Source organism: Agaribacter marinus (assembly GCF_030160655.1).
Lineage (GTDB): Bacteria > Pseudomonadota > Gammaproteobacteria > Enterobacterales > Alteromonadaceae > Glaciecola > Glaciecola marina.
In genome coordinates, this window is sequence record NZ_BSOT01000005.1 from 2,033,562 (window position 1) to 2,058,550 (window position 24,989).

The 24,989-nt window shown below is 42.3% G+C and carries 20 protein-coding genes; 6 read left to right on the forward strand and 14 right to left on the reverse strand.

The annotated features are described in order from the left end of the window. Positions 1-13: 13 nt before the first annotated feature. From QQK00_RS10530 to phoB, 5 genes are all read right to left on the reverse strand, one after another. Positions 14-2,698, reverse strand: a complete 2,685-nt coding sequence (locus QQK00_RS10530) for a TonB-dependent receptor domain-containing protein (protein WP_284217466.1) — start codon at positions 2,696-2,698, stop codon at positions 14-16. A 68-nt stretch (positions 2,699-2,766) separates the two neighbouring features. After that, positions 2,767-4,368 carry a hypothetical protein gene (locus tag QQK00_RS10535; RefSeq protein ID WP_284217467.1) on the reverse strand — a complete coding sequence of 534 codons (1,602 nt, stop codon included), beginning with the start codon at positions 4,366-4,368 and terminating at the stop codon, positions 2,767-2,769. Between the two features lie 283 nt (positions 4,369-4,651). Further along, positions 4,652-5,746: a PstS family phosphate ABC transporter substrate-binding protein gene (locus tag QQK00_RS10540; RefSeq protein ID WP_284217468.1), complete on the reverse strand. Its 1,095-nt coding sequence runs from the start codon at positions 5,744-5,746 to the stop codon at positions 4,652-4,654. After that, a complete protein-coding gene (phoR, locus tag QQK00_RS10545; RefSeq protein ID WP_284217469.1) occupies positions 5,691-7,001 on the reverse strand; it encodes a phosphate regulon sensor histidine kinase PhoR in 1,311 nt (436 codons plus the stop codon). Before phoR ends, QQK00_RS10540 begins: the two co-directional genes overlap by 56 nt. Positions 7,002-7,023: 22 nt before the next feature. Continuing rightward, the gene (phoB, locus tag QQK00_RS10550) at positions 7,024-7,713 is read right to left on the reverse strand and encodes a phosphate regulon transcriptional regulator PhoB (protein ID WP_284217470.1); all 690 of its coding nucleotides are present in this window, start codon (positions 7,711-7,713) and stop codon (positions 7,024-7,026) included. A gap of 276 nt (positions 7,714-7,989) precedes the next feature. Here phoB and rdgC point away from each other — a divergent pair, with 276 nt between their 5' ends. Continuing rightward, positions 7,990-8,880, forward strand: coding sequence for a recombination-associated protein RdgC (rdgC, locus tag QQK00_RS10555; RefSeq protein ID WP_284217471.1), 891 nt, complete (start codon positions 7,990-7,992; stop codon positions 8,878-8,880). Positions 8,881-8,960: 80 nt separating this feature from the next. Here the strand turns inward: rdgC and QQK00_RS10560 are convergent, their stop codons facing one another. From QQK00_RS10560 to folB, 5 genes are all read right to left on the reverse strand, one after another. After that, on the reverse strand, positions 8,961-9,794 hold the full coding sequence (locus QQK00_RS10560; RefSeq protein ID WP_284217472.1) for an HDOD domain-containing protein: 834 nt from the start codon (positions 9,792-9,794) through the stop codon (positions 8,961-8,963). Between the two features lie 136 nt (positions 9,795-9,930). Then, positions 9,931-10,296, reverse strand: coding sequence for a histidine triad nucleotide-binding protein (locus QQK00_RS10565; RefSeq protein ID WP_284217473.1), 366 nt, complete (start codon positions 10,294-10,296; stop codon positions 9,931-9,933). Between the two features lie 27 nt (positions 10,297-10,323). Next, the gene (locus tag QQK00_RS10570; RefSeq protein WP_284217474.1) at positions 10,324-11,124 is read right to left on the reverse strand and encodes an undecaprenyl-diphosphate phosphatase; all 801 of its coding nucleotides are present in this window, start codon (positions 11,122-11,124) and stop codon (positions 10,324-10,326) included. Then, positions 11,121-11,633 (reverse strand): 2-amino-4-hydroxy-6-hydroxymethyldihydropteridine diphosphokinase, encoded by a 513-nt coding sequence (gene folK / locus QQK00_RS10575; protein ID WP_284217475.1) that lies wholly within the window; start codon positions 11,631-11,633, stop codon positions 11,121-11,123. Before folK ends, QQK00_RS10570 begins: the two co-directional genes overlap by 4 nt. After that, the gene (gene folB / locus QQK00_RS10580; RefSeq protein WP_284217476.1) at positions 11,630-12,091 is read right to left on the reverse strand and encodes a dihydroneopterin aldolase; all 462 of its coding nucleotides are present in this window, start codon (positions 12,089-12,091) and stop codon (positions 11,630-11,632) included. Before folB ends, folK begins: the two co-directional genes overlap by 4 nt. A 108-nt stretch (positions 12,092-12,199) precedes the next feature. On the opposite strand from folB, the gene plsY reads away from it, so the two are divergent. Continuing rightward, positions 12,200-12,793 (forward strand): glycerol-3-phosphate 1-O-acyltransferase PlsY, encoded by a 594-nt coding sequence (gene plsY, locus QQK00_RS10585; RefSeq protein WP_284217477.1) that lies wholly within the window; start codon positions 12,200-12,202, stop codon positions 12,791-12,793. A gap of 25 nt (positions 12,794-12,818) precedes the next feature. On the opposite strand, the gene tsaD is transcribed toward plsY, so the two are convergent. Further along, positions 12,819-13,832, reverse strand: coding sequence for a tRNA (adenosine(37)-N6)-threonylcarbamoyltransferase complex transferase subunit TsaD (gene tsaD, locus QQK00_RS10590; protein WP_284217478.1), 1,014 nt, complete (start codon positions 13,830-13,832; stop codon positions 12,819-12,821). 260 nt (positions 13,833-14,092) lie between these two features. Between tsaD and rpsU the strand changes: the two genes are divergently transcribed. From rpsU to rpoD, 4 genes are all read left to right on the forward strand, one after another. Next, the gene (gene rpsU, locus QQK00_RS10595; RefSeq protein ID WP_110430302.1) at positions 14,093-14,308 is read left to right on the forward strand and encodes a 30S ribosomal protein S21; all 216 of its coding nucleotides are present in this window, start codon (positions 14,093-14,095) and stop codon (positions 14,306-14,308) included. A 122-nt stretch (positions 14,309-14,430) separates the two neighbouring features. Then, the gene (locus QQK00_RS10600) at positions 14,431-14,874 is read left to right on the forward strand and encodes a GatB/YqeY domain-containing protein (protein WP_284217479.1); all 444 of its coding nucleotides are present in this window, start codon (positions 14,431-14,433) and stop codon (positions 14,872-14,874) included. 22 nt (positions 14,875-14,896) lie between these two features. Further along, positions 14,897-16,669, forward strand: a complete 1,773-nt coding sequence (gene dnaG, locus QQK00_RS10605; protein ID WP_284217480.1) for a DNA primase — start codon at positions 14,897-14,899, stop codon at positions 16,667-16,669. A 276-nt stretch (positions 16,670-16,945) separates the two neighbouring features. Next, positions 16,946-18,778, forward strand: a complete 1,833-nt coding sequence (gene rpoD / locus QQK00_RS10610; RefSeq protein ID WP_284217597.1) for an RNA polymerase sigma factor RpoD — start codon at positions 16,946-16,948, stop codon at positions 18,776-18,778. A gap of 81 nt (positions 18,779-18,859) precedes the next feature. On the opposite strand, the gene QQK00_RS10615 is transcribed toward rpoD, so the two are convergent. From QQK00_RS10615 to QQK00_RS10625, 3 genes are read right to left on the reverse strand one after another with little or no spacing between them, the layout of a single operon-like run. Then, on the reverse strand, positions 18,860-20,266 hold the full coding sequence (locus QQK00_RS10615; RefSeq protein ID WP_284217481.1) for a DUF1501 domain-containing protein: 1,407 nt from the start codon (positions 20,264-20,266) through the stop codon (positions 18,860-18,862). A 9-nt stretch (positions 20,267-20,275) separates the two neighbouring features. Next, positions 20,276-23,524: a PSD1 and planctomycete cytochrome C domain-containing protein gene (locus QQK00_RS10620; protein ID WP_284217482.1), complete on the reverse strand. Its 3,249-nt coding sequence runs from the start codon at positions 23,522-23,524 to the stop codon at positions 20,276-20,278. After that, complete coding sequence (locus QQK00_RS10625; protein WP_284217483.1) at positions 23,521-24,951, reverse strand: c-type cytochrome domain-containing protein; 1,431 nt, start codon at positions 24,949-24,951, stop codon at positions 23,521-23,523. The genes QQK00_RS10620 and QQK00_RS10625 overlap by 4 nt, the downstream gene beginning before the upstream one ends. Between the last annotated feature and the right edge of the window lie 38 nt (positions 24,952-24,989).

The following is a 24,989-nucleotide window of genomic DNA, read 5'->3' on the forward strand; positions in this document are numbered from 1 at the left end:
AAACATAAGGAGTTTAAAACTGATACTGATAGCTTAAACTGAATCCCATTCCTTGTTCTGTCTCTCTAACCGCAATATCCGACTGAGTCACCTCTTGACTTTCATCCAGTATATTTTGCATTTTGACCGAAACTGTAGAGTTGAAGTCCGGATAGTACTTGTACACTAAATCTAAAGAATGAAATGGCTGTTCAAACGCATCTTCTCGCCCACCGAGACCAGCAGCTAGAATACGCTCTCCAAACACATTGTAGACAAGCGACGCAGAATGCTCCCCGTTGGCTGAATCGTAACTCAACTGCAAATTAACCACATATTGAGAATGACCAGTAATACGCTTAGTGGGATTTGTTAAGTTGCCAGCAAATGCAGGGTCAATAACAGCTTCAGAGTCACTTAAAGTAATGTTTCCAGAAGTAAAGAACCCAGATGCCATATCTCCTAAGTCTCTTAACCATTCAACCTCTATGCCATATACTTCAGCAGTCTCGCCATTCACAAACGTCGCAGAATAGTCTTCATCGCCTATGCGTAAAACTGTCTCTATCGGAGAACTTATATCCTTATAAAATGCAGCTACCGACAAATTGTCGCCACCTTCACCATAATATTCATACCTAAGGTCATAGTTCTTAATTGGGCTACTCAATAAACCCACTCTACCAAAGGTTCTTATATCAGTAAGAGGATCAAAATACGTTACCGGTACAACTTCACGTAAATCTGGCCGAACGATTGTTTCACCATAACTGGCACGAACTTGGTAATTTGTATTACTCAAAAACGTTACTGCCAATGAGGGAAAGATGTCATCTTCAGATACACTACCAGCTTCAATTCTTTCTTCTGAAAATATGAGATTTAGATCGTCGCCGGTAAAAATGAGACTCGAAGTACCTATTGACGATTGACTAAACGATTCCCAACGTGCACCACCACTTAAACGCCAATTGGTATTCAGAAAAACATCGAACGACCCGTAACCGGCGTTAACTTTTTGCGCAGCTAGATAATCATCCGCATCAGGAATTTCAGGTTCATTAAATAACAGTGACAAGTTGCCACTTTGAATTAACGAATCGGTCAAAAATCCACTGTTTTCAAGGGGGTCTCGATTTCCATCATTTACTTGAAGCGGCGCACTACCAAGATTACTCACTTGGAAGCTCGACGTTGTATAGGTTCTCGCCCTATCAAAACCATCAAAACCAGCCCTAAGCTCGACATCGATTCCATCAATGACGACGGGATAAGATATATTGCCACCAAAACTGTTTAAGCGATCATCCAAATTGGTATACGAATAGATTGCTCGGTTGTTGTCTCCGGAAACAGAAGAACCACTGTATACACCACTGTCGTCATAAGCATCAACAAATCTAAAGGTTGAATCAACAGGTATATCAGTTTCTGCACGTGATCTAGTATATTGCCAATCTACCCCTATTCCGCCGAAATCAAGGAATGTATGCTTACCGAGAAATTGTGTAACTTGGAGCTTTCTCTCTTCAAAACGGAGTTCATGCGTGCGGTTCGCTCTACCGTCACCGACAATACTAAAGACTGTGCTTCCAGCGGGACTTTGAAGAAGACCGATATCACTTTCTTCTTCATTGTCCTCTAAATATAGATTGTTTATCGTCAATTCATGAGCATCTAACCGATAACCTACATTCAATACAGCATTTAGTCTTTCGTTTTGCGTTGTCACTTCTGAATCGGTAAGCGTATTGAAGCACGAATTAGACAAATCGTCTTGTGACTCAAGTGTGATTGAACAATCAGGTTGTGCATCTTGAGACAACACGGCTGTTTTTCGTTCAGCGAAATCGCTTTCTTTATCATATGACACTGAGGCTAAGAACCCAAAAGTGCCACCAAAGAATTCGTCTTCAATACTATTTCCGATAAACGCTTGCGCACTATAATTTGGATCAAGCGACTCTTTGGTAAGCGAATAATCTCTGGGAAGAGATAGCAATAATTCGCGATTAAGGACACGTGCTTGCTCACCAGCAGACTGTGTGTCGTTCGATTGTAATTTTAACCTGTCGACTATACCGTTAATCGAAAAGTCACCTCTAAACCTCGGAATAGCACTCTCGAGAGCTGTAGGTGTGCCACTATCGACTTTGTTGAACGTGTTACCTTCACCAGCCGATGTATCATAGCCAAGGCCAAACTGTATACCGGCAGTAAATTCACTAGGAACAGACTTCGTTCGAATGTCGATGCTACCGCCACCAAACGCCGCAGGCATTGCAGGTGAAAACGCTTTTTGTACCGCCAAGCTCTCAATAATACTCGCAGGTATTATATCAAGTGGAATCACATTTCTAGTCAAATCAGGACTAGGTATTGCTGCTCCATTCAATCGGGCACTCGAATATCTTTCCCCAAGTCCCCTGACGTAAATAAATTTGCCGTCAACCAACGTTAATCCTGTCACCCGACGCAATGCAGATGCTGCATCACTGTCTCCAGTTCGAGACAACTGCTCTGCACCCAATATGTCTGCTACAAATGCTTGGTTCTTACGCTCTTCAATAACCGCAGCAGCCGTGCCTTGCAGTCTAGTTCCCGATGTAACAACTTCATCTATTGTTTCTTGCTCTTGCGCTAGTGCGTTTGCCGCACTAACCATCAAACACAGGCTAACGGCGTAGCTGACTCTATTCAGTCTTTGTTGATATTTCATTTTCAACTCCTGCCATTTATCCAAAAAATAGGCGCATTAATGCGCCTATCTGTGGAAACTTTACCTAATTAGTCCGCGTCTGCTGCTGCTAGCGCAGTTTCAACCCATTTGTACCATGCAGAATCTGAAGCTTGGTCAGAAACTGCACCTACATATGCAGCAGAGTCAAAGAAGCTTGAATCTAAACCTGAAAGGTCATTTGGCGTAATTGTGATATCACTAGAAGACGTTAATGTAGCGAATCCATTGTCTGCTAATACAGAAGCAGTAGAGGCAACACGTTCATTCGAACCATCGTTATCAAACCATTCTGTTAAGGAAGTACCATTTAAAGGTCCTCCATCGAACTGGCCGTTGTCATCATTAAACTCTTCTGCACATGCCATTACTGAACCATTAAATACAATATTGTCTGCACCAAGTTCTCCATCCGAAGAGAAGCTAACGCATTGTGATTGAGTTGCGTCAGTCTTAATCATTAACACGTTGTAAAGTGATGCATTAAATTGATCATCAAATTTGAAAGCTATCGACGGATCCTCATCACGCACAGATAAAGCATCTGAGGTAATAACTGTAACATTAGCAATCGTAGGGTTAGAAGAAGGACCGTCATTTTTACGACCGTCTGACTCAAAACCACCATTCCCCATACTTACGTTAACACCATCGCGATTTTCAACGGTACCATGTTTAACAAACAGGAATTGCGCAGAACCTTGCCAGCCGGCATCGAAATCGAATGAATCATCTTGGGTATCTGTAACGACAATATACTTAAGCGTAGTAGCACCGCCAAATATTTCTACGCCATCGTCAAACCCTTGGTGAATATGAATAAATTCAAATTCTGAACCAGAACCTACTGCATTTAGGGTTAATGAGTTTAAGTCATCTCCTTCACCACCTGCACGAGGACCAGAGCCTGCATACCAAACTTTAGTCCATTTGATGTTACCGCTAGAATCTGAGTTATCATTCCCGCCATAAAAACTTGTAATACCTTCCGAAGGAACATTACAAGTACCCGCACCACGCTCAGTGTCATTACATTGGTCTGTTACGCCATTACCGTTGATGATAATACCACCCCAATCCGCAAACAAAGGACCGGTACCGGCGTTGTCAAATCTGTCAAACGCATTTGCTGAAGTAAAGGTAATAGGCTTTGCTTGAGTCCCTACCGCTTGAATTTTCGCACCTCTAGCAATTCGAATAATCGCTTCACCAGACTGGAACGCTAAAGTTGCGCCAGGTAAGACTGTCATAGTTGGTCCATTTTCCGGGATTGCGAATCCTTCCGTCGTATCTCCGTCTTCGCCAATAAGAAGTGCGTCTTCAAAGAAATGAACACCATCATTTGGAAGTTCTTCAAACGTGATGTTTGAAGTAATAGAAAAACTACGACTCGCGAATGAATCATTGTAAATACAGTCGTTCCCGCTAACTACGCCCGTGACAGTACCAGCCGAACCTTCGTAGCTAGCACAAGTTACATCATCACCGGAATTGCCGCCACCACCATCGGTGTTATTTGAATTATTGACACTGTTGTCAGTTATGCTGCTATTGTCATTGACAGTCGGTTGAATTTTAATGTCGCCGCCGCAACCAGCAAGAATCAAAGCCGCAGTTATTGCACTTGCTTTGAATAACGTTTTGAATTCCATGTTGTTCTCCAGACGAGTTAGATATGTTGTTTTTAAAACTGCGGGAAGACTACTGAAATGAGATTACACTTTTATTACATCCAAAAGTCGTAATAAAAGTTTCATATTTAAGGGCGCGGCATTAGGACTTATAAGTTTTCCCCCAATTATCCAGCACCAACCATCATCGCAAGCCAAAAAGCAGATTCAAAAACAAACCTGAACATTACTGACGCGGTGTATGAAGTGTAGATTTCACAAAATTGTACTTGTTATAAGTAGTTAAACTGACAACTAAACGAACTTACTTAACATTACCTTTGGAAGAGATAAGGTTCAATTGACGTTGCAGTAAACGCCCTGTGACCGGGTAATAATTGGTATCACTCACCACTTTTTGACCATCTGCGGATAACATATAGCGTAAAAAGGTTCTTTCTAATAAGGGTAGGTCCTGCCCCGGCGCCTTATTCACAACGATATATAGATAACGCGAAAACGGGTATTTGCCCAATTCAATATTTTCTGCATTTGGCATCACATACTCTTTGCCATCTGCACTTAATGCTAACGCTCTGACATCACGATTACTGTGTCCAAGGGCGGCATAACCAATTCCGCCGATACTAGCAGCAATAGACTGCACAACTGATGAGGAACTTGGCATTTCATTTACCGTAATTAAAAAGTCTCCACCACACAATGCCAGCTTTTTAAATAAATCATATGTACCAGAGGCTGAATTTCTGCCGAACACTTGAATATTTTTTGTTACACCAAATTTGCTAACGCCAAGTTGTGACCAATCGTTCAACGCTGCTTTATGTCCGCAAAAACGCGTGGCAGAAAAAATACCATCGACTTCATCAATCGTGAGCTGCGTTAGCGGATTGTTCTTTTCGACATATATACTGATGGCGTCAAGTGCAACCACTAGGGCTGTCGGAGGATAGCCATGCTTGCGGATAAAACGGTCAATTTCCACCGCACTTAAGGCACGACTCATCGGTCCAATACTCGCCGTACCTTGGGTGAGCGCTTGGGACGCAGTGGCAGAACCAGTTGCTTGAATTTGAAACTTAACATGTGGGTACAAACGCTGAAACTCTTCTGCCCATAAGGCCATTAAGTTAGCCAAACTGTCAGAGCCTACTGAACTAATACTGCCGTAAACACCTGGCGTTGCCCGGTAGTTTGTTTGAGAGCTTAGCGCCGAGTAAGTCGAAGCAGCACCAATTGGATCCGTGTTTTGTGAATGCGCACTAGGAGTTAATACAACGCCAAAAAAAAATACCAATAGAGAACACAAAACCAGGGCACTAGAGAAACCTTGCGACTTACCTCTACGCACCGTCGTGTTGCTTAATAAGTTCCTGCGGAAGTAAAAATGAGAACTCACTGCCTTTTCCGACCTTACTTTCAATTTCTAGGGTCGAATTATGATGATGAAGCACATGTTTTACAATAGAAAGACCTAAACCAGAGCCACCTGTTTTTCGACTTCTTGCTTTATCTACTCGATAAAAGCGTTCAGTCAATCGGCGTAAGTGCTTGTCTTCAATCCCATCACCGTTGTCAATAACAGCAAAATAAGCACCGTTAGCTCGACTCTTCCACACTACCTCAATTTTGCCGTGTTGTGGCGTATAATGAATCGCATTAAATATTAAGTTGGAACAAGCACTACGTAACTCTGTTTCTACACCGTAGACAACAAGCTCAGAGTCAACATTAAATGATATGTGATGTTGCTTCTCTTTATTTAATGCTTCAGCTTCAATACTAATTTGTTTGAACATCGCCTGCATATCAACGGTATTTTCGAAAATACGTTCAGCGCTAGATTCAATACGTGACAATATTAACAAATCCTCAATGAGGCTTTGCATACGATGCGTTTGCGTACCCATTTCGGAAATAGCCTTCGATACAATCGGTGGCGCTTCGCCATAACTAGAATCCAACACTTCTAAATAACCATTAATTACCGTTAGTGGTGTTTTTAATTCGTGCGACACGTTAGCAACAAAGTCTTTACGCATTTCTTCTAGGTGTGACACGCGTGAAACGTCACGCACAATAAGTAATAATTGGTCTTCACCATATTGCATGATTCGGTATTCGAAGGTTTTTAACGGGTTAGTCGGCGCGGGAATTTCAATCGGATACTGAAAGTCACTGCCTTCTAAATACTCGATAAACTTGGGGTGGCGGATTAGATTGTCGATTCTGCGCCCATTGTCATCTGGCCATCGAAGCCCTAATTCAATTCTGGCATTGCGGTTACACCACACAATACGTGCATTTCGGTCAATAACAACGACTGCATCAGGCAGTGCTTCAGATCCCTCTCTAAAGCGTTTGACCAATTCTCCTAAATTTTTACGTTTGTTTCTATTGCGGCGTTGAAGGTGATAAATGCCCTCGTATATGTGATGCCAAATACCCGGTGCGCTAGGCGGTGACATTGTTCTACTTTGCCATAGCCACTTTGTTAAACGATACAAATGCACATAATTTGACGCCAATAACGCGCCAAACGCCAGTAAAATAGCTAAAGCGATATTGTCTAAGTATATACCCACAATTAGACTGCCACCGAGATACACGGAAAATCGTATTACAGTGCGCGACCATGATTGTGGGTAATACATAAGTTAGTTTGCTCGGTGGATACTAAACTTTTGCCGAGAATCTATACCCCGAACCTCGTACCGTTTGAATCATCGCGTCATGACCATTTTCGGATATGGCTTTTCTTAAGCGACGAATATGTACATCTACCGTGCGGTCTTCAACATAGACGTTGGTTCCCCACACGTTATCAAGTAACTGTTCGCGACTATAGACTCGTTCAGGGTGAGTCATGAAAAAATGCAGCAACTTGAATTCAGTAGGCCCCATGTCTATTGGTTCGCCACCGCTAGTTACTCGGTGAGAAACAGGTTCTAAAATCAGTCCACTGAACTCAATAGGCTCCTCTTTAGAGGTTGGCGTTACTCTGCGCATGACCGCTTTTATTCTTGCGACAAGCTCCTTCGGAGAGAAGGGTTTAGTAACGTAGTCATCAGCACCGGCTTCTAAGCCACGGATTTTGTCATCCTCTTCGCTGCGTGCTGTCAGCATAATCACAGGAATGTCCTTTGCAAACTCATGCTGCTTAAGCTTTTTGGCTAATTGAACGCCACTTCCGCCTGGCAACATCCAATCAAGTAGAATCAGATCCGGATAGGGCTCACAGATTTTATCCAGACCAACATCAAAATCTTCGGCTTCATCTACATTAAAACCAGCTTGTTCTAAGACAAAACTCAGCATGTCCCTAATAGGTGCTTCGTCTTCAACTAACAAAATGGTACGCGACATTTTTTTCACTCGAGTCATTAAATTCGACCGTATTATTAGAGTGCTCTGTGACAGTTTTATGAAACAAAGCACAAAAGATGTCAAGTAAAGACCACAGATTGGTCAATTTATGACATATTAATGAATTGAAATTAAGAATATTTAGGCATTACGCCATTAATTGCACAATATTCCATCAATAGAAAGCCAAAGCCCACAAAATCTTAAAATCGGTTTGTCACCGCGACGTAAGATTGGTAGTCTCTGTCGCCCTAAAATTAGCCTGAGCAAAATATCATGTGGTTTAAAAATTTAAAAATATTCCGATTTACATCAGAGTTTTCATTGAATACGGACACATTGCAATCGCAACTTGAGCGCATGGTATTTAAACCTTGCAGCTCACAAGAAATCCAAACCATGGGATTTATCAATCCGGTACCCAATGGCGAGCTACTGTTTCATGCCGCCAATAATGCTGTCGGCATCTGCTTAAAACGTGAAGAAAAAATATTACCTGCAAGTGTCGTTAACGGTGAACTATCAGAAAAAGTGAAAAAGATAGAGCAAGACACCGGTTCTCCTGTGGGCAAAAAAGCACAAAAAGATTTGAAAGAAGATATTATTCAAAGCTTACTTCCAAGAGCCTTCAGTAAAACCTCACACACAAACGCAGTTATATTACTTGATCGACAAGTCGTAGTAGTAGACGCGAGCAGTGATGGTGCTGCAGAAGTGGTCTTGTCTTGCTTACGCAAATGTATTGAAAGCCTGCCCGTTGTGCCATTTGTAAAATCTCAGCAACAACATGTGCTTACCGATTGGTTAAAGCATGACGCGCCAGATTGCATCGAACTATTAGATGAAGCAGAGTTTAAATCGACCGCAGATGACGGTGCAATTGCTCGCGTCAAAAAACAAGACCTTGATGCTGATGAAGTATTAGCGCATATTCAGGCGGGTAAACTGGTTGAAAAAATTGCCGTAAGTTACAAGGATCGCTTAACCTGTATTATTGCCGAAGATCTAGGCATAAAACGACTTAAATTTACCGACATTGTCATGCAAGAAAATGAAGACATCCCAAAAGATGAAGTTGCTGCAAAATTTGATGCCGACTTCAGTTTGTTCAGTGCAGAAGTAAGTGAATTCATTGACGATTTAGACAAAATATTTGCTGAAGAATAGCCGCTATAAAATAATACTGACAGATACAAAAGCGGAGGCTTTAGTAGCCTCCGTCGTAAAATGCTTCGTTAAAATAAAGGTTACGAAAATATCGCTTTCGCGTTTTCCCTTAGCTCTACAAACTCTTCAGACTGCAATTCTTCAATATCACTAAATACACCGCGAGTTTGTGCTTGCGCTAGCACTTCGTCAGGCTTATCAATTTGCTTAGCCAACGCCGCACCCGCTCTAACAAAATCAAGGTATCCAACTTGAGCAGTATTAAATTCGACATCTCGCCAATGCTCAGCGCACTCAATGAATACATCGTTAAACTGCCATTCGCGCATAATGCTTCCGCCTATGCGGCCCGCGAGTTTATCAATCGCAACATCTAAAAATGCAGGGTTAGCAAACACACTGTCGTGACGCTCCGCTTCAGTCAGAACGGGTAATCCCCCAATGTCAGCAACTAGCGCACACAATGCCATGGTATCGAGGCTAAGGTTGTTGTCTTTATTACTACGTTGATAAATAGTCAATGCCGCCATAGAATTGGCAACTACATTGATTATTTGCCCCCATTTTTCTGTCATGTACTTTTTGACGATTTCATTCTTAGATACAAATAACTGCTCCATTGCCAGCGCTGTCGCAATGTTTTTAACTTGCGATAAACCAATTCTAGTGACTGCTTGGGTAGTTGATGTGACTTTAACGGTGCGGCCAAGATAAGCACTGTTACTAATTTTAATCATTCTGGCACTAAGTGATGGATCTTGACCAACGACTTCAGCCATACCATTCAGATTGATATTGGGGTCATCTGCGGCTTTTCGTACTTTCAAAGCAATCGCTGGGAGTGTAGGAAGCACCAGCGTGTCATTATTTATTTTTTCAACTAGGATCGTGAGCAAAGCGTTTTGTGTTGACATGTAAGAGCCTTTAATTTCAGTTATACAAGTAACGAATATCCTTACACTAATACCTACAATATGTCGTAGATAAATCCCTTAAGTAAGTGTAGTCAAATCGCACGCAAAAGCGAGCTAAATCACTATGTGTATACTACTATTCAATTTTTAATCTTTCTTGATAAGGCGGCCATCCTAGCGGCTTACCAGCGAGCACATGCAGATGAATATGGTACACAGTTTGACCACCATCTGGATTGCAATTCATAACCGTTCGAAACCCTTGTTCTGCTACCCCCAAGTCTGCACATAATTTGGCGGCAACTCGGTGCATGTAGCCTACAACTGCGTCATCTTCAGGCGCAATTTCATTCGTTGTAGCAATTGGCTTTTTCGGGATAACTAAAAAATGGATGGGTGCTTGCGGGTTTATGTCTTTGAACGCAAGCACTTGATCATCTTCAAATAATATATCGGCAGGAATCTCTTTATTTATAATTTTTGTGAAGATAGTTTCTGACATTTTTTCTTCCCCAGTAATTAAATTCGACTACGCAAAAACGAAGATAAGCAGTATCACGCCTAATAACAAACGGTATATTACAAATGGCAACATGCCAATTCTCGAAATCCAACTTAGGAATAAATAAATACACGCATAAGCAGCAACAAAAGAAAAAGCGGCACCATACAAAAGTGCAGACCAATCGATGGCTTCTGGAGACTCAACAAGATCTAGTGTTGAAAACAAGCCGGCAGCTAAAATAATTGGAATAGAAAGTAAAAACGAAAAACGCGCAGCGGCGTCCCTAGTCAACCCCAGCATAAGGCCTGCGGTCATTGTAATACCGGAGCGAGACGTACCAGGAATAACGGCTATAGCTTGGGCAATGCCAATAAAAATTGTTTCTTTTAGACCTATGTGCTCAATTTTTTTTATTTGCTTTGCTTTTGCATCTGCGTACCAAAGTAATAAGCCAAATACGATAGTGGTAGTCGCTATGACCAATGCAGAACGAGCATATACTTCAATAAAATCTTTCATCAAAAAGCCAAAAGCACCGGCGGGTATCGTTCCGATAATTACCCACCAAGCTAAACGACTGTCTGTCGATTGTTGCTTACTGAAACCTTGGCCAAACCACGCTAAGCTCAATCGCCAAATATCTTCTCGGAAATAAATCATAACAGCGAGTAAACTGCCCACATGCACCGCTACATCAAACGCTAACCCTTGGTTGTTCCACCCAAGCACCTCAGATGGCAAGATTAGATGTGCCGAACTTGATATAGGTAAAAACTCAGTAAGTCCTTGAATAATGGCTAATATAATAATTTCAAATAATGTCATTTAACTTTATTGCTCCATGTAAATTGCGACGGCCATAACCGTTGTTTTGACTTATCATATTCATGCCATAATTGGGCATATGTGGTATTTGTTTGGGGATGTAAGGCATTTGGCGCAAGATCTGCCATCGGCCTTAGCACAAAGGCATTGTACAATATTTCATCTCGAGGCAGTGTGACAGGTGAGTCACAAACTACATCATCATAAGTAAGTAAATCAAGGTCTAAGGTGCGATCAGAAAACTTTTCACTATTTTTTATTCGACCACACACCACTTCAATATTTTTAAGTGTTTGAATGACTTCACCCACTGTAGCTACTGTAGACGCGCCAACCACCAAATTTAAAAAAGTATTGCCTGTAAAACCAACGGCGTCACTCTCATAAAAAACAGACAACGCTAGTTGACCAAAAGCCTGTTGCAATAAATCTAGCCCTTTACTGACATTGGTCTCTTTTTCAATATTGGAACCAACACTAATTAAGATTGAATGCGTCACAAGACTCAATTAGAACCTTCTTCTGAATCGGTTTTGTCAGCAGTATCGGGCGGCGACAAATTTTCTGCATCCGGCGTTACGTGTTGATTCCCTTGTTCACTATTACTCTGCAGCGTGCGGTTTCGACGTAAAATCACACCAACACCGTTGGCATTCGCAATAATGTCAGGTTTGTTGATTGTTAAGGTAACGCTTTCTAATGGGTAATACTCAAACAAAGTATCCAACATCTTTTTGCCGAGCGCCTCTAACAATTGAAAACTGCTATTGCTAGCCACTTGAGACAGAGTTTCTGCAATATGACCGTAATCAATCGTGTCTGAGATGTTATCGGTACTACTCGCCAAAGTGAGGTCGGTGGCAATTTCGATATCGACAATAACCCGTTGTTTAGCATTACGCTCAAAGTCGTACACGCCAATAATTGAGGACAACTCTAGCCCCCTAATAAATACAGTATCTTTCATATTATTTGTACATCAGACCAGTTATCACGTCGAACAAGATATCTGGAAATACGTTCGACAGTTTAGTACCCTTGACTGTTAGTTTATCTAATTGCCTGTTGCAAGTACATGACAACGTGGATAGTTTTTTACATCATTTTAGCCTATTTTGCTGGCGCAATATCTAGCGCAATATTGATATGCAAACTATTTAATAAGCCTGATCCTCGGTCTCAAGGTTCAAAAAACCCTGGCGCGACAAATGTACTGAGAGTCGCAGGAAAACTACCTGCAATACTTGTGCTTGTTTTTGATGTATTGAAAGGCGCACTACCTACGTACGCGGCGTATATTCATGGTATCGACGGTTGGGCATTGGGCATCGTCGGGATTTGTGCATGCTTAGGCCACATGTATCCTGTCTATTTTAAGTTTAGCGGTGGCAAAGCAGTAGCAACCGCACTTGGCGCAATGTTTCCCATTGGTTGGCCGCTCGCATTAAGTTTGCTAGGTACGTGGCTTATTGTATTTCGCTTAAGTGCCTACTCATCGCTTGCAGCCATTATCACGCTGCTACTCGCGCCAGTATATACCCATTTTTACAAGCCCGAATTTACACTTGCCGTCGCCATGCTATCGATGCTGATTTTAGTGAAACATAAATCAAACATATCACGCTTAATTCGCGGTGAAGAAAAAGCGATCAAATCCAAGAAAGACTAGGGCGTGTTGATATGGTTTACGGAATTTAAATCGCCGACAGGCTTTCTAACGGCCAACGCGGCATAGACCTTGCTGAAATATCCGTGCGTTCACCAGCAAGTAGTCGCTTGCATCCCGCATAGGCAATCATGGCACCGTTGTCAGTACAGTATTCAAAACTCGGATAAAATACCGTGTATTTTTCTTTTTTGCTTGCAAGGTCAAATGACGCGCGCAAACGTTTGTTAGCCGCCACGCCACCCGCCATGACTAGACGCTTACGACCCGTTTGTTTTAATGCCCTGCGACATTTAATCAATAAGGTGTCAACAATCGCTTCTTCAAACGCCAGCGCAATGTTTGCGTGAGTTTGCAATGCGCCGTCACTGGCACGTATTGTGTTTGCCGCGAACGTTTTAAGGCCACTAAAACTAAAATCTAACCCTGGCCTGTCAGTCATTGGTCTTGGAAACTTGTAGTGTCCGGCGTGACCTTGCTCAGCAAGTTTTGATAATAAAGGCCCACCCGGGTAGTCTAATCCAAGTAATTTAGCCGTTTTATCGAAGGCTTCCCCGGCGGCATCGTCAACCGACTCGCCAAGCACAACATAGTTACCAATACCTTTTACATCGACTAACATTGAATGTCCGCCAGAGACTAACAAGGCGACAAAGGGAAACGCAGGGGCGTTTTCATCTAACATAGGCGCTAAAAGATGCCCTTCCATATGATGAACACCCACCATCGGTTTTTGCCATGCATACGCTAGCCCACGCGCCATTGACGAACCTACGAGTAAAGCACCTATTAAACCGGGGCCTCGAGTATAGGCAATACCATCAATGTCATCTTTGCCTAGACCAGCGGATTTCAGCGTACGCTCAACAAGCGGGACAATTTTGCGTACATGATCACGCGAGGCAAGCTCAGGCACGACACCACCATAGTCGGCATGCATCTTTACTTGGCTATATAATTCATGCGCAAGCAAGCCATTCTTATCATCGTATATGGCAATGCCTGTTTCATCGCAAGATGTTTCTATTCCAAGAACTTTCATGGGTACCTCTCCGTTAAGGCTGCGAAGTATAATTCGTTGACGCAAAACGTCAAAACAAAACTGTAAAAATGCGTTATACTGCTCTCCCATCAATGAAGACTCATGTATCCGTGTTTTTTTGTATAAAACCCGCTAATATTTGTGAATTAAACCTTTACATCTTTGCGTTAAAAAAGTATTATTCCGCACCATTTTTTAGCCCGGGTAATTAAATTAACGCAGAGATACCCGGTTGATTTAATTTCTGAGGTGAGACCTGAATGCCAATTGTTAAAGTAAGAGATAACGAACCGTTTGACATCGCTCTAAGAAGATTCAAACGTTCATGTGAAAAAGCTGGTGTACTTTCTGAAGTACGTCGTCGCGAGTTTTTCGAAAAGCCTACGTGGGAACGTAAGCGTAAGAAAGCTGCAGCGAAAAAGCGTCACATGAAAAAATTGGCGCGTGAAAACGCACGTCGCGTAAAGCTTTACTAAAGCATTAGCGAAAGTTTTCAAAAAAGGCGTCGAATGACGCCTTTTTTTGTGAGCGAAAAAGCTTACAATATAAAATTCAGCATCAAAAACATATAACTAAAAGCAAGAAAAGGAAGCCAAATATGTCGTTATTAGAAACCCTTAAGTCAGCGCAAAAAGACGCTATGCGTGCAAAAGATAAGCTCACGCTAGGTACAATTCGTATGGCGCTTGCTGCTGTAAAACAAAAAGAAGTAGACGAACGCGTTGAAGTAACTGAACAAGATGTATTACAAATATTGACAAAAATGGTTAAACAACGTCAAGAAGCGGCAAGTCAATTTGTGCAAGGAGAACGTCAAGACCTAGCAGATAAAGAACACCAAGAAATTGACGTACTAAAACGTTTTTTGCCAGCCCCATTAAGTGAAGACGAAATTGCCGAGATCATTGAAAAAGCAGTGGCAGATGCCGGCGCAACTAACATCAAAGACATGGGGAAAGTCATGGGAATCGTTCGCCCTCAGGTTCAAGGCAAAGCTGACATGGGCAAGGTAAGTGGATTAATAAAGAGCAAGTTGGCTTAGTGCAAAAACGTATCGCCTAGTTATGGCAGGTCGTATCCCTCAAGACTTCATAGAAGACATTGTTGCACGTTGCGACATTGTCGACATTATTGATAGTCGCGTAAAACTAAAGAAAGCAGGCAGAAATTATCAGGCCTGCTGCCCTTTTCATAACGAGAAAACCCCCTCTTTTTCGGTCAGCCAAGAAAAACAGTTTTATTATTGTTTTGGGTGCGGCGCCAAAGGCAACGCCATCGGCTTTTTAATGGAATACGATCGCTTAGAGTTTGTCGAAGCAATTGAAGAATTAGCAAGTACGTTAGGCTTGCAAGTACCACGAGAAGGTTCAACAGCCAACGCAACACCCACCCGAAGTAAAAGCGAACGAGAACTTGATTACCAAGTAATGGAAGACGTTTCTCGTTTTTACGAATTTCAATTAAAGCAACACAAGAATAGACAAAAAGTCATCGATTACCTCAAAGGCCGTGGTTTATCAGGAGAAATCGTCAAATATTGGGGAATAGGATATGCACCTGATGAATGGGACACTGTATTAGGCCAATTTGGTGAATCGACTGCCCGCCAATCCCAATTATTAGCCTTAAAACTGGTCAACGAAAACGACAACAAAAAACGTTATGACTTTTTTAGAAACCGATTGATGTTTCCCATCCGCGACAAACGAGGAAGAGTGGTCGCATTCGGTGGCCGAGTCATTGATGATGACGGCCCAAAATATTTAAACTCACCCGAAACACGTATATTTCACAAAAGTAACGAGTTATACGGTTTATACCAAGCCAGAAAAGAAAACCGCTCACTGGCTAAGCTGCTGGTTGTCGAAGGCTATATGGATGTGGTTGCGCTATCGCAGTTTGGCATAAACTACGCGGTAGCGGCGCTTGGCACAGCTACAACGCCTGAACATATACAAACAATGTTTAAATCCACACAGGAAGTGGTCTGCTGTTATGACGGAGACAGAGCGGGTCGAGACGCCGCATGGCGTGCCTTAGAAAACGCCCTACCCTATCTAAAAGATGGCGTAATAATGAAGTTTTTATTTTTACCCGACGGCGAAGACCCCGACACCATGGTAAGACAAGAGGGCAAAGAAAATTTTGAAGAGCGCCTTAATGGCGCGATGCCTTTGTCTCAATTTTTCTTCTCGACAATGCGCGAAAAGCACAGTTTAACAAGTATCGAAGGTAAAGCCGCCTTAAAAGCTGATGCAATGCCCTTGATAAATAAAATTATTGGTGAAAACCAAAAAGATATGATGCTTGCCGAGCTAAACAAACTGTGTGGCGACGGGCATAGTTTTACCACGCAGTTAGACATAAAAAAGGCGAAACAATACGCAAAGCCTAAAGATAAAACGTTTCAAAAGGTGACGGTAAAACAATCACCGGTTAGACTAATGATGAGGTTGTTGCTTGATACCCCAATCCTCGCGACAAATCACCCACAGGTCAAAATCCAAGCATTCATGAATGCTGATATTCCAGGTATCCAAGTGCTAGGCGATTTACATCAATATTGTGTTGAACACCCATCGGCTAATACCGGCAGTATTTTAGAGGCATTTAGACAACACCCTAACATTCAGCATTTAGCTAAATTACTTGCCACGGAATTACATGAAGGGACTGACGTAAATAAAGAATATGTCGCATGTTTTAAAACGCTACTAAAACAGTATTTTGATGCGCGATTAAATGCGCTTCAGTATATGGCAACATCGCCGCAGGGTTTAAGCCCTGAACAAGAAAAAGAACTCAATTTTTTAATCACTAAAAAATCAGCCATGTAACAACTTGCTATGCGATATTGGTTCAGTATTACGTAAAATTAAGGGGCGCTAATTATCCATTATTACGCATCTAAATTACTTTCAACAAATCCAAACCCCCTTTGTTTCACGTACAGATTTTAAGTTGGAATTTTAAGCGAAAAACATGCTATACTAGGTGATTCGCTGCAAAGTGGTACGACAAGTAAGTATGGCCAATATTAGTTGGCATATTTATCTTCAATATAGAGGCTTCTGTGATTGTTTTATTTCAATCGCAACTAACGTGTAAGGTATATTGTGCAAAGTAAGCAATCCCAGATTAAACTCCTGATTGCCAAAGGCAAAGAGCAAGGATATTTAACATTTGCTGAGGTAAACGATCACTTACCTGCAGATATCGTTGATTCAGACCAAATCGAAGATATCATCCGCATGATCAATGATATGGGAATTCAGGTATTCGAATCTGCTCCTGATTCCGATGAGCTCTTGATGCAAGAGACCACCACAGATGAAGAAGTAGCTGAAGCGGCTGCTCAAGCACTTGCTACGGTTGAAAGTGAAATCGGTCGAACAACTGACCCCGTGCGTATGTACATGCGCGAAATGGGTACTGTAGAGCTTTTAACACGTGAAGGCGAGATTGAAATTGCTAAGCGCATCGAAGATGGCATTAATCAAGTGCAATGTTCTGTTGCTGAATACCCCGAAGCAATTACCTACCTACTAGACCAATGGGATTTATACGAAGCAGAAGAAATACGCCTAAGCGATATTATTTTAGGCTTTGTCGATCCTAACGAAGAAGATGTTGCCCCTACCGCTACTCACATTGGTTCTGAATTGTCTGAAGAAGAATTAGACGACGAAGATGATGATGACGATGATGATGACGAAGACGAGGAAGATGACAACAGCATCGATCCTGAGTTGGCGAGAGAGAAGTTTTCTGCACTGCGTGACCAATACTCAAAAGCACGAGATGTTATTGAGAACAAAGGTCGTGCACACAAAGATGCTAAAGAACAAATTGCCGCATTAAGTGAAGTATTTAAAGAGTTTAGGTTAGTACCTAAGCAATTTGATCGCATGGTTAGAAACATGCGCGAAATGATGGATCGTGTACGTATTCAAGAACGTTTGGTAATGAAGTTTTGTGTCATAAAAGCCAAAATGCCAAAGAAAGATTTCATTCGCATGTTTGCTGGCAACGAAACAACCACTGATTGGTTAAAAGAAGCATTAGCTGGTGACGCGATATATGTGCCGAAACTACAGATCTTCAGAGAAGAAATAGAACGTTGCGTTAGCAAAATGAACGCTGTTGAGCAAGAAACCGGCTTAACAATACTCGACATCAAAGACATTAACCGTCGTATGTCGATTGGCGAAGCTAAAGCACGCCGTGCGAAAAAAGAAATGGTAGAAGCCAACTTACGTTTGGTTATCTCAATTGCGAAAAAATACACTAACCGTGGCCTTCAGTTCTTGGATCTTATCCAAGAAGGTAATATTGGTTTGATGAAAGCAGTAGATAAATTTGAGTATCGTCGTGGTTATAAGTTCTCAACTTATGCAACATGGTGGATACGCCAAGCAATTACTCGCTCTATTGCAGACCAAGCACGTACTATTCGTATTCCGGTGCATATGATTGAGACCATCAATAAACTTAATCGTATTTCGCGCCAAATGCTGCAAGAAATGGGGCGTGAACCCACCCCAGAAGAATTGTCGGAGCGCATGCTAATGCCTGAAGACAAGATTCGCAAAGTCCTTAAAATTGCTAAAGAGCCAATTTCGATGGAAACACCTATTGGCGATGATGAAGATTCGCATCTTGGTGACTTTATTGAAGATACAACGATTACACAGCCACTTGACAACGCGACAGGCAACAGTCTGAAAAATGCCACTCAAGAAGTTCTTGCAGGCCTTACTGCAAGAGAGGCTAAAGTACTGCGTATGCGCTTTGGTATCGACATGAACACCGACCATACGCTTGAAGAAGTAGGCAAGCAATTTGATGTAACGCGCGAACGTATACGTCAGATTGAAGCAAAAGCACTACGTAAATTACGTCACCCGAGCCGCTCAGAGCAACTTAAGAGTTTCTTGGACGAATAAAAAGCGTTTGTAAGAATGAAAAAGCGTTGGGCTCGAAATCCAGCGCTTTTTTTATTTTCAGCGCTTAACTAACATTTACGACTACGCAAGAATTTTAGTTGCTACGTGACCATGCACATCGGTCAATCTAAAATCTCTACCTTGACTTCGATAAGTTAGCCTGGCGTGATCTATGCCAAGTAGATAGAGCAATGTTGCATGTAAATCGTGCACGTGCATTTGCTTATCCACAACCGAGTACCCCAAATCATCTGACTTACCGTAAACCATTCCCGGTTTAATTCCTCCGCCAGCCATCCACATTGAAAAACAATTAATATGGTGATCTCGACCTGATCCCTGAGACATGGGCGTGCGGCCAAACTCCCCTCCCCATATCACTAGCGTATCTTCCAATAAGCCCCGCTGTTCTAGATCTAGCACCAGCGCCGCTGACGCCTGATCTACTGTTTTACATATATTAGGAAGTTGCCCATCAATATTACTGTGGTGATCCCAACCTCGATGATATAACTGAATAAAACGAGAACCGCCTTCAACCATCTTTCTTGCCAACAAACAGTTACGAGCAAAACTGTCGTTGCCCTTACCTATTCCATACATGTCTTTAATATAGTCTGGTTCATCATCAATATTCGCTAATTGGGGTAGACTCTTTTGCATTTTAAACGCCATTTCATATTGCAAGCTACGAGTCAATTCCTCTGGATCACGCAACCTTTCTGACGATATCTTATTCATTTGTTTAATGTACTCTACCACTTGTTGCTGGTGTTCTCTTGCAGTACCAGGGTTTTGTAGATAATGAACAGGCACCGCACCAGATTGAAATTCTATGCCTTGAAAACGACTAGGTAAAAAGCCTGAATGCCATTGACTTGCCGCGAGAGGTTGCGGACTGCCAGCTAACTCTTTAGATACCATGACGACATAGGGAGGTAAATCATGAGCATCCGCACCTAAGGCGTAATCGACCCAAGAACCAACGCAGGGACGTCCAGCGACTCCATGCCCTGTATTCATAAAGTTGTGCGCGGTTGCATGATTGATTTGTTCTGTCTTCATTGAGTTAATTAAGCACATTTTATCTGCTAAATTTTCGCCAATATTAGGCAACAAGCTAGACATGTTAAGGCCCGATTGCCCATAACGCTTATATTCAAAACTAGGAGCGCGAACTTTCAGCTCTTTCCCCTGTAGCTGAGCCAGTTGTTGACCTTTAGTAAGAGATTCAGGCATCGCCGTGTCATGATATTTTATTAAATCAGGCTTAAAATCAAATAAATCAACATGGGATGGTCCGCCTGCCATATACAACCAAATCACCCGTTTGGCTCGCGGCGTTGCATGATATTGTGGTAAAGCGCCAAGCCACTTACCTTGGTTTAAATTAATGTTAGCTAAAGCAGGAAGAACGGATGTCATTCCTATACCAGTTGCCGCGCTTGCAGCTGAAAATTTTAAAAAACTTCGACGTGAAATTTGCATTCTCTTCTCCTACAACCGCGTCACAGTTTCGTGCAGATTTAAAATAATTCTGGCAATACTCGTCCATGCAGCTAATTCATATTTATCTAAATGTGTTGGTGGTATTTGATTCCCTTTCGCTAGTAATGCATCGGCGTCACTTTCGTTCTCTCGAAAATAACGTAAATTAGTAGTATATGCCTGAACCAATGTATCTAACTCTTGTTGTGACGCCGTTGGCCGCGCTAACGCAATCTCTAAGGCCCAATCAACTTTTTCTTCCGTGCTTCCAGAATGCTGCAAGATACTACTACCAAATACACGAGCCGCCTCTACAAAACTAGGGTCATTCAGCAGAGTTAAGGCCTGCAACGGCGTATTTGAGACCACTCGTTGGGCAAGTCCTTCGCTACGTGCGGGAGCGTCAAAAGTATGCATCATTGGATGTAATCGAGTGCGTTGCCAAAATGTGTAAAGACCTCTTCTATACTGATTATCATCCCTTTCCGCACGCCAATAACGCTTAGGAAACTCTAGGTCGGATAAATAACCCTCAGGTTGATAGGGCCTTACACTCGCACCGCCAACTTGCCTATTGAGTAAATTTGCAATGGCTAACACATTGTCGCGAATAACTTCCGCAGGTAAGCGCACTTGCGCTTGTCGCGCATAGTAGCGATTAAGAACGTCCTTTTCGCGCACGCCTTCGGTTACTGCTGAAGACTGCCGATAAGTCGCAGATGACACCATTAGCCGCACAATATGTTTTACATCCCACCCTGACTCTATAAACTCTACGGCAAGCCAATCTAATAAATCCGGATGAGTTGGCCACTCTCCTTGTGAGCCTAAGTCATCTAGCACTTTTGATAAACCAATACCAAAAAACGTTTTCCATAGTCGATTCACCATCACTCTAGCGGTTAGCGGGTTTTCAGGACTAATTAACCAATTAGCTAAGTCAAGGCGATTGACAGGGCGATCTTTAATCTCAAGTTCTCCTAAAAACGCAGGTATCGCTGGAGTTACCAGTTCGCCACTCTCGTCCATCCAATCACCTCTAGGTAACACTCGAACCTCTCTTGGTTTTTCACGTGTCTTTGTTACCCACGTACGAGGATATTCTTTCCCAAAGAGCATTAGCTTAATATCCGATTGCATAATATTACGTTCTACCGCCACTGCCTCAGGGCTAAACAAATTGTAATATTTGTTTAAGAACTCTTTTTCTAAAGCACTGTGGTCTTGCTGTTTCACTAAGTTAATAACATCATCAGGCAGAGGCCCTAATTCACTTACATCGGTAACCTTGATTTGCGTAGACGGAAGAATCGTAGGTCCCATATTGTCTAAACCAAATCGCCAAGCTAGCTCTAACTCAAGCAAAAAGGTATCGCCATCTTGCCAATCTAGGGGCTTTTCTAAGAATAATATGAGATTCTTGCCAGTTAGCCCTTCACGATTACCTATTGCAAAGTCATGATTATAGTTAACCTCTAACTTTGCTCGAGGAATAGAGTAATAACCAAAATCTACAGGTTTAAGACTGTGACCTAATACATGATATTCCACTTGAGTCTGCGTGCGCGTGCCATCAGGACGAATAATTGCAGCAGTCACGTTTTTAATAGAAAACGGGACCCCCTTGGCTTTGCGATCATTTGTTGGGTCATCTTCCAAGCTCAGAAAATCTAACTTTAGCGCCCGTATCTTGTTTGGGAAGTTGCCTTCCCCCTGAATCAAATACCGTTCAGGTCTTTCAGTCTTTATCCACTTACTTTTTATCGTATCTCGTTCAATGACCGCGCTATCTTGCGAGGTTTCAATATTCCTTAAATTCATTACATGCCAAACTGATTTGCCACTAGCTGCCTGTTGGCGAGCACCCTCTAACCAACGATTGTAGCCGTCTAACGGCTTTTCAATAACTGCATTTGATAGAGAGCTAAAGGGCAAAAGTGAGCTATTTAATACGTGCGGCTCATGCCCCTTGCTTTGCGTCGGTTTACCTGTTTTTGCAACGCGTTTACTCGCGTAGTCGTTGTATTCATTAAAAAGGTTATTAAATGTCTCCCGTTCTTGTTCAGAGCCTACAAATTCGATTGGAAACTTCTTAAAAATATTACTACCAACGCGTGAGCTTCCCCAAAAACCCTTTTCCTTGATATCGGAGAAGAACGCACCAAGGCTATATATATCTTTAGCTGAATATGGGTCAAACTTATGATCATGGCACACCGCACAACCTGTAGTACTCCCTAACCAAGTAGTTCCGATATTTGTCACTCTATCGACCATCGACCTAACTAAGTACTCTTTATCTTGAGCACCACCTTCTTGTGTAATATTGATTAACATATTATATGTTGAAGCTGTGAGCCCCTTAAAACCTGTTTCTGGCATCAAGTCGCCGGCAATTTGCTCCCTTGTAAACTCAGAAAACGGCATGTTTTCATTAAACGCATTAATCACATAATCTCGATATGGCCATACTTCTCGTTCGTTGTCTCCGTGGTAGCCCCAAGTGTCTGCATAACGAACAACGTCCAGCCAATCTATTGCCATGCGCTCGCCAAAATGCTTTGAATCAAGGAACTTGTTTACAAGCGACTCATAAGCGTCAGGCTGATTGTTATTTACAAATTCAGTAATATCCTCTCGACTAGGAGGAAGCCCCAACAAATCTAGACTCAGTCGTCGAATTAAAGTCCGCTTGTCTGCTTCAACTGATGCCACTAAACCTTGCGTTCGGTGCTTTCTTGCAACAAAACGGTCTATGGCGTTTTTTGCCCAACCTTGGCCGTCGTTTGGGACATCGACTCTTTTTGGCACATTGTAAGACCAATGTTTTTCATACTCTGCACCTTGTCCTATCCACCGTTTGATCAACAATATCTCTTTAGCTGAGAGTGTTTTCTCTGTCGATTTCGGCGGCATACGGTCAGCTATATTTGGGTGCGCCATTCGCTTCAATATTTCGCTGGCTTCTGGATTACCTGGGACTATAGCTGTAAACCCGTCAGATCTTGGCGTCGTCGCATCTACATAGTTTGCAAAACTTAAATCAGCTTTACGGTTCGTTTTGTCGTTACCATGGCAGGCAAAACAGTTATTCGAAAGAATCGGCCGGATATGACGATTGAAGCTAACCGTTGCCGGTAAAGAAGATTCATCAAAATTCTTAATATCGTCGAGCAAGGCGTCATCCGCAGCTTTACCAAATGCCGAATTGACTAAAATAAGTAGTGCGATGGTAAGCGTCAACTGAGTACTTTTCACAATTCAACTCCCTCAATATTTTTTGTAGATGTTTTCACTGGCGTTTTACGTCGTTTTGTAGCGGAAGCATTAGTCTGTACAAGTGCTATATTTGAAGTAATTTTGATACTTGGATATGCCAGCTTTAATTGATCAAGTTGCTCAGTTTCTATTGGATTTTTCCATAGGTACAACCTTTCTAAACGAGGCAAGCCTATTACTTCATTGACGCCGTCAATACTAATTTCATTGGAAGTAAGATTGAGGACAACCAAGTGTTTTAATTGTGCAATAGGCGCAATAAGATCGTCATTTAGAGCAGAATTACTGAGGATTAATTGAGTTATTTGCGAACACTCACTGATTAACTCACTTACTTCCTTGGTAATTTTATTGTTTGACAAGTTTAACCAAGCAATATTGTGCTTTAACGGCGCAAGTAACTGAGTTAACTGCTGAGGAGAATAGCTATGTAATGATAAGTTCACCATCAGCAGTGGATTGGTTTTACTTATTTCTTTAACACTCGCGCCAGTCCTTCGTAGCATTTCAATTGCCGTAGCATCAGCTGGCTCCGCGTTTTCGCCCAAAATATCTGCAAGGAAAGTACTTGGCCCACTAGCCTCTCCGGCCCAAGGTGCACCGTTTTCAATCCAATCCATTAATGCGACCAACTCTTCAGCGCTGGGTCGTGGTTTGCCATCCGGCGGCATCGCTTTTTTATTCTCTCGTAACATAAACAAACGACGAATCGCTTCACTGTTTAGTGCTGAGCCTGGTGTAATAGCAGCAACACCGCTATCACCGCCTGCCAGAGCCATATCTTGTTTATTTAAATTCAGCCCCCCCTGTTGTTTGCTTTCGCCATGACATTGGTAACAATAATGTTTCAAGATTGGCTCAATTTGCGTAGTAAAGGTATCGGTAGTTAAATATTTGTCCGTAGCAGCGCGGTTTGTTGTTTTACCTAACCACGAAGCCATGGGTTCGGGCGCTGCGCTTGATAAGAAGTTATCGCCATGAGTCAACATGCCGCCATAATGACCAGTCACAAAAATTGCGCTCACGCATAAGAACAAGGTAGTTGTGTATGCGTATTTAAAAGACGCCATCTTTTTTTGCAGGCTAAGCCGCTTAAAGAGCAAAGCTAAAATTGCGAGCAAAGCGACAGCTAGCCCGAAACGTTTATGCCAATATATGGTATCGCCGACATAACCTCCATGATGTGCCAAAGACCAGCCCATTGCCGCAGTCACTGCCGCAGACAAAGCGCCAACAATTAAGATGAAATATATTGTCGATTGAAATATAGGACTATTTGTAATGCCGCGAAATCGAGCAAAAACTTCAACGATCACAACAGCAATAAGTAATGCCACTGGAAAGTGCAAAACAAGTGGATGTAAACGACCCAAAAACAGCAATAGACTTGGTTCAGAAATTCCCATAACTTATAAAACTAACAGTGTACTAAGATAACGATAGC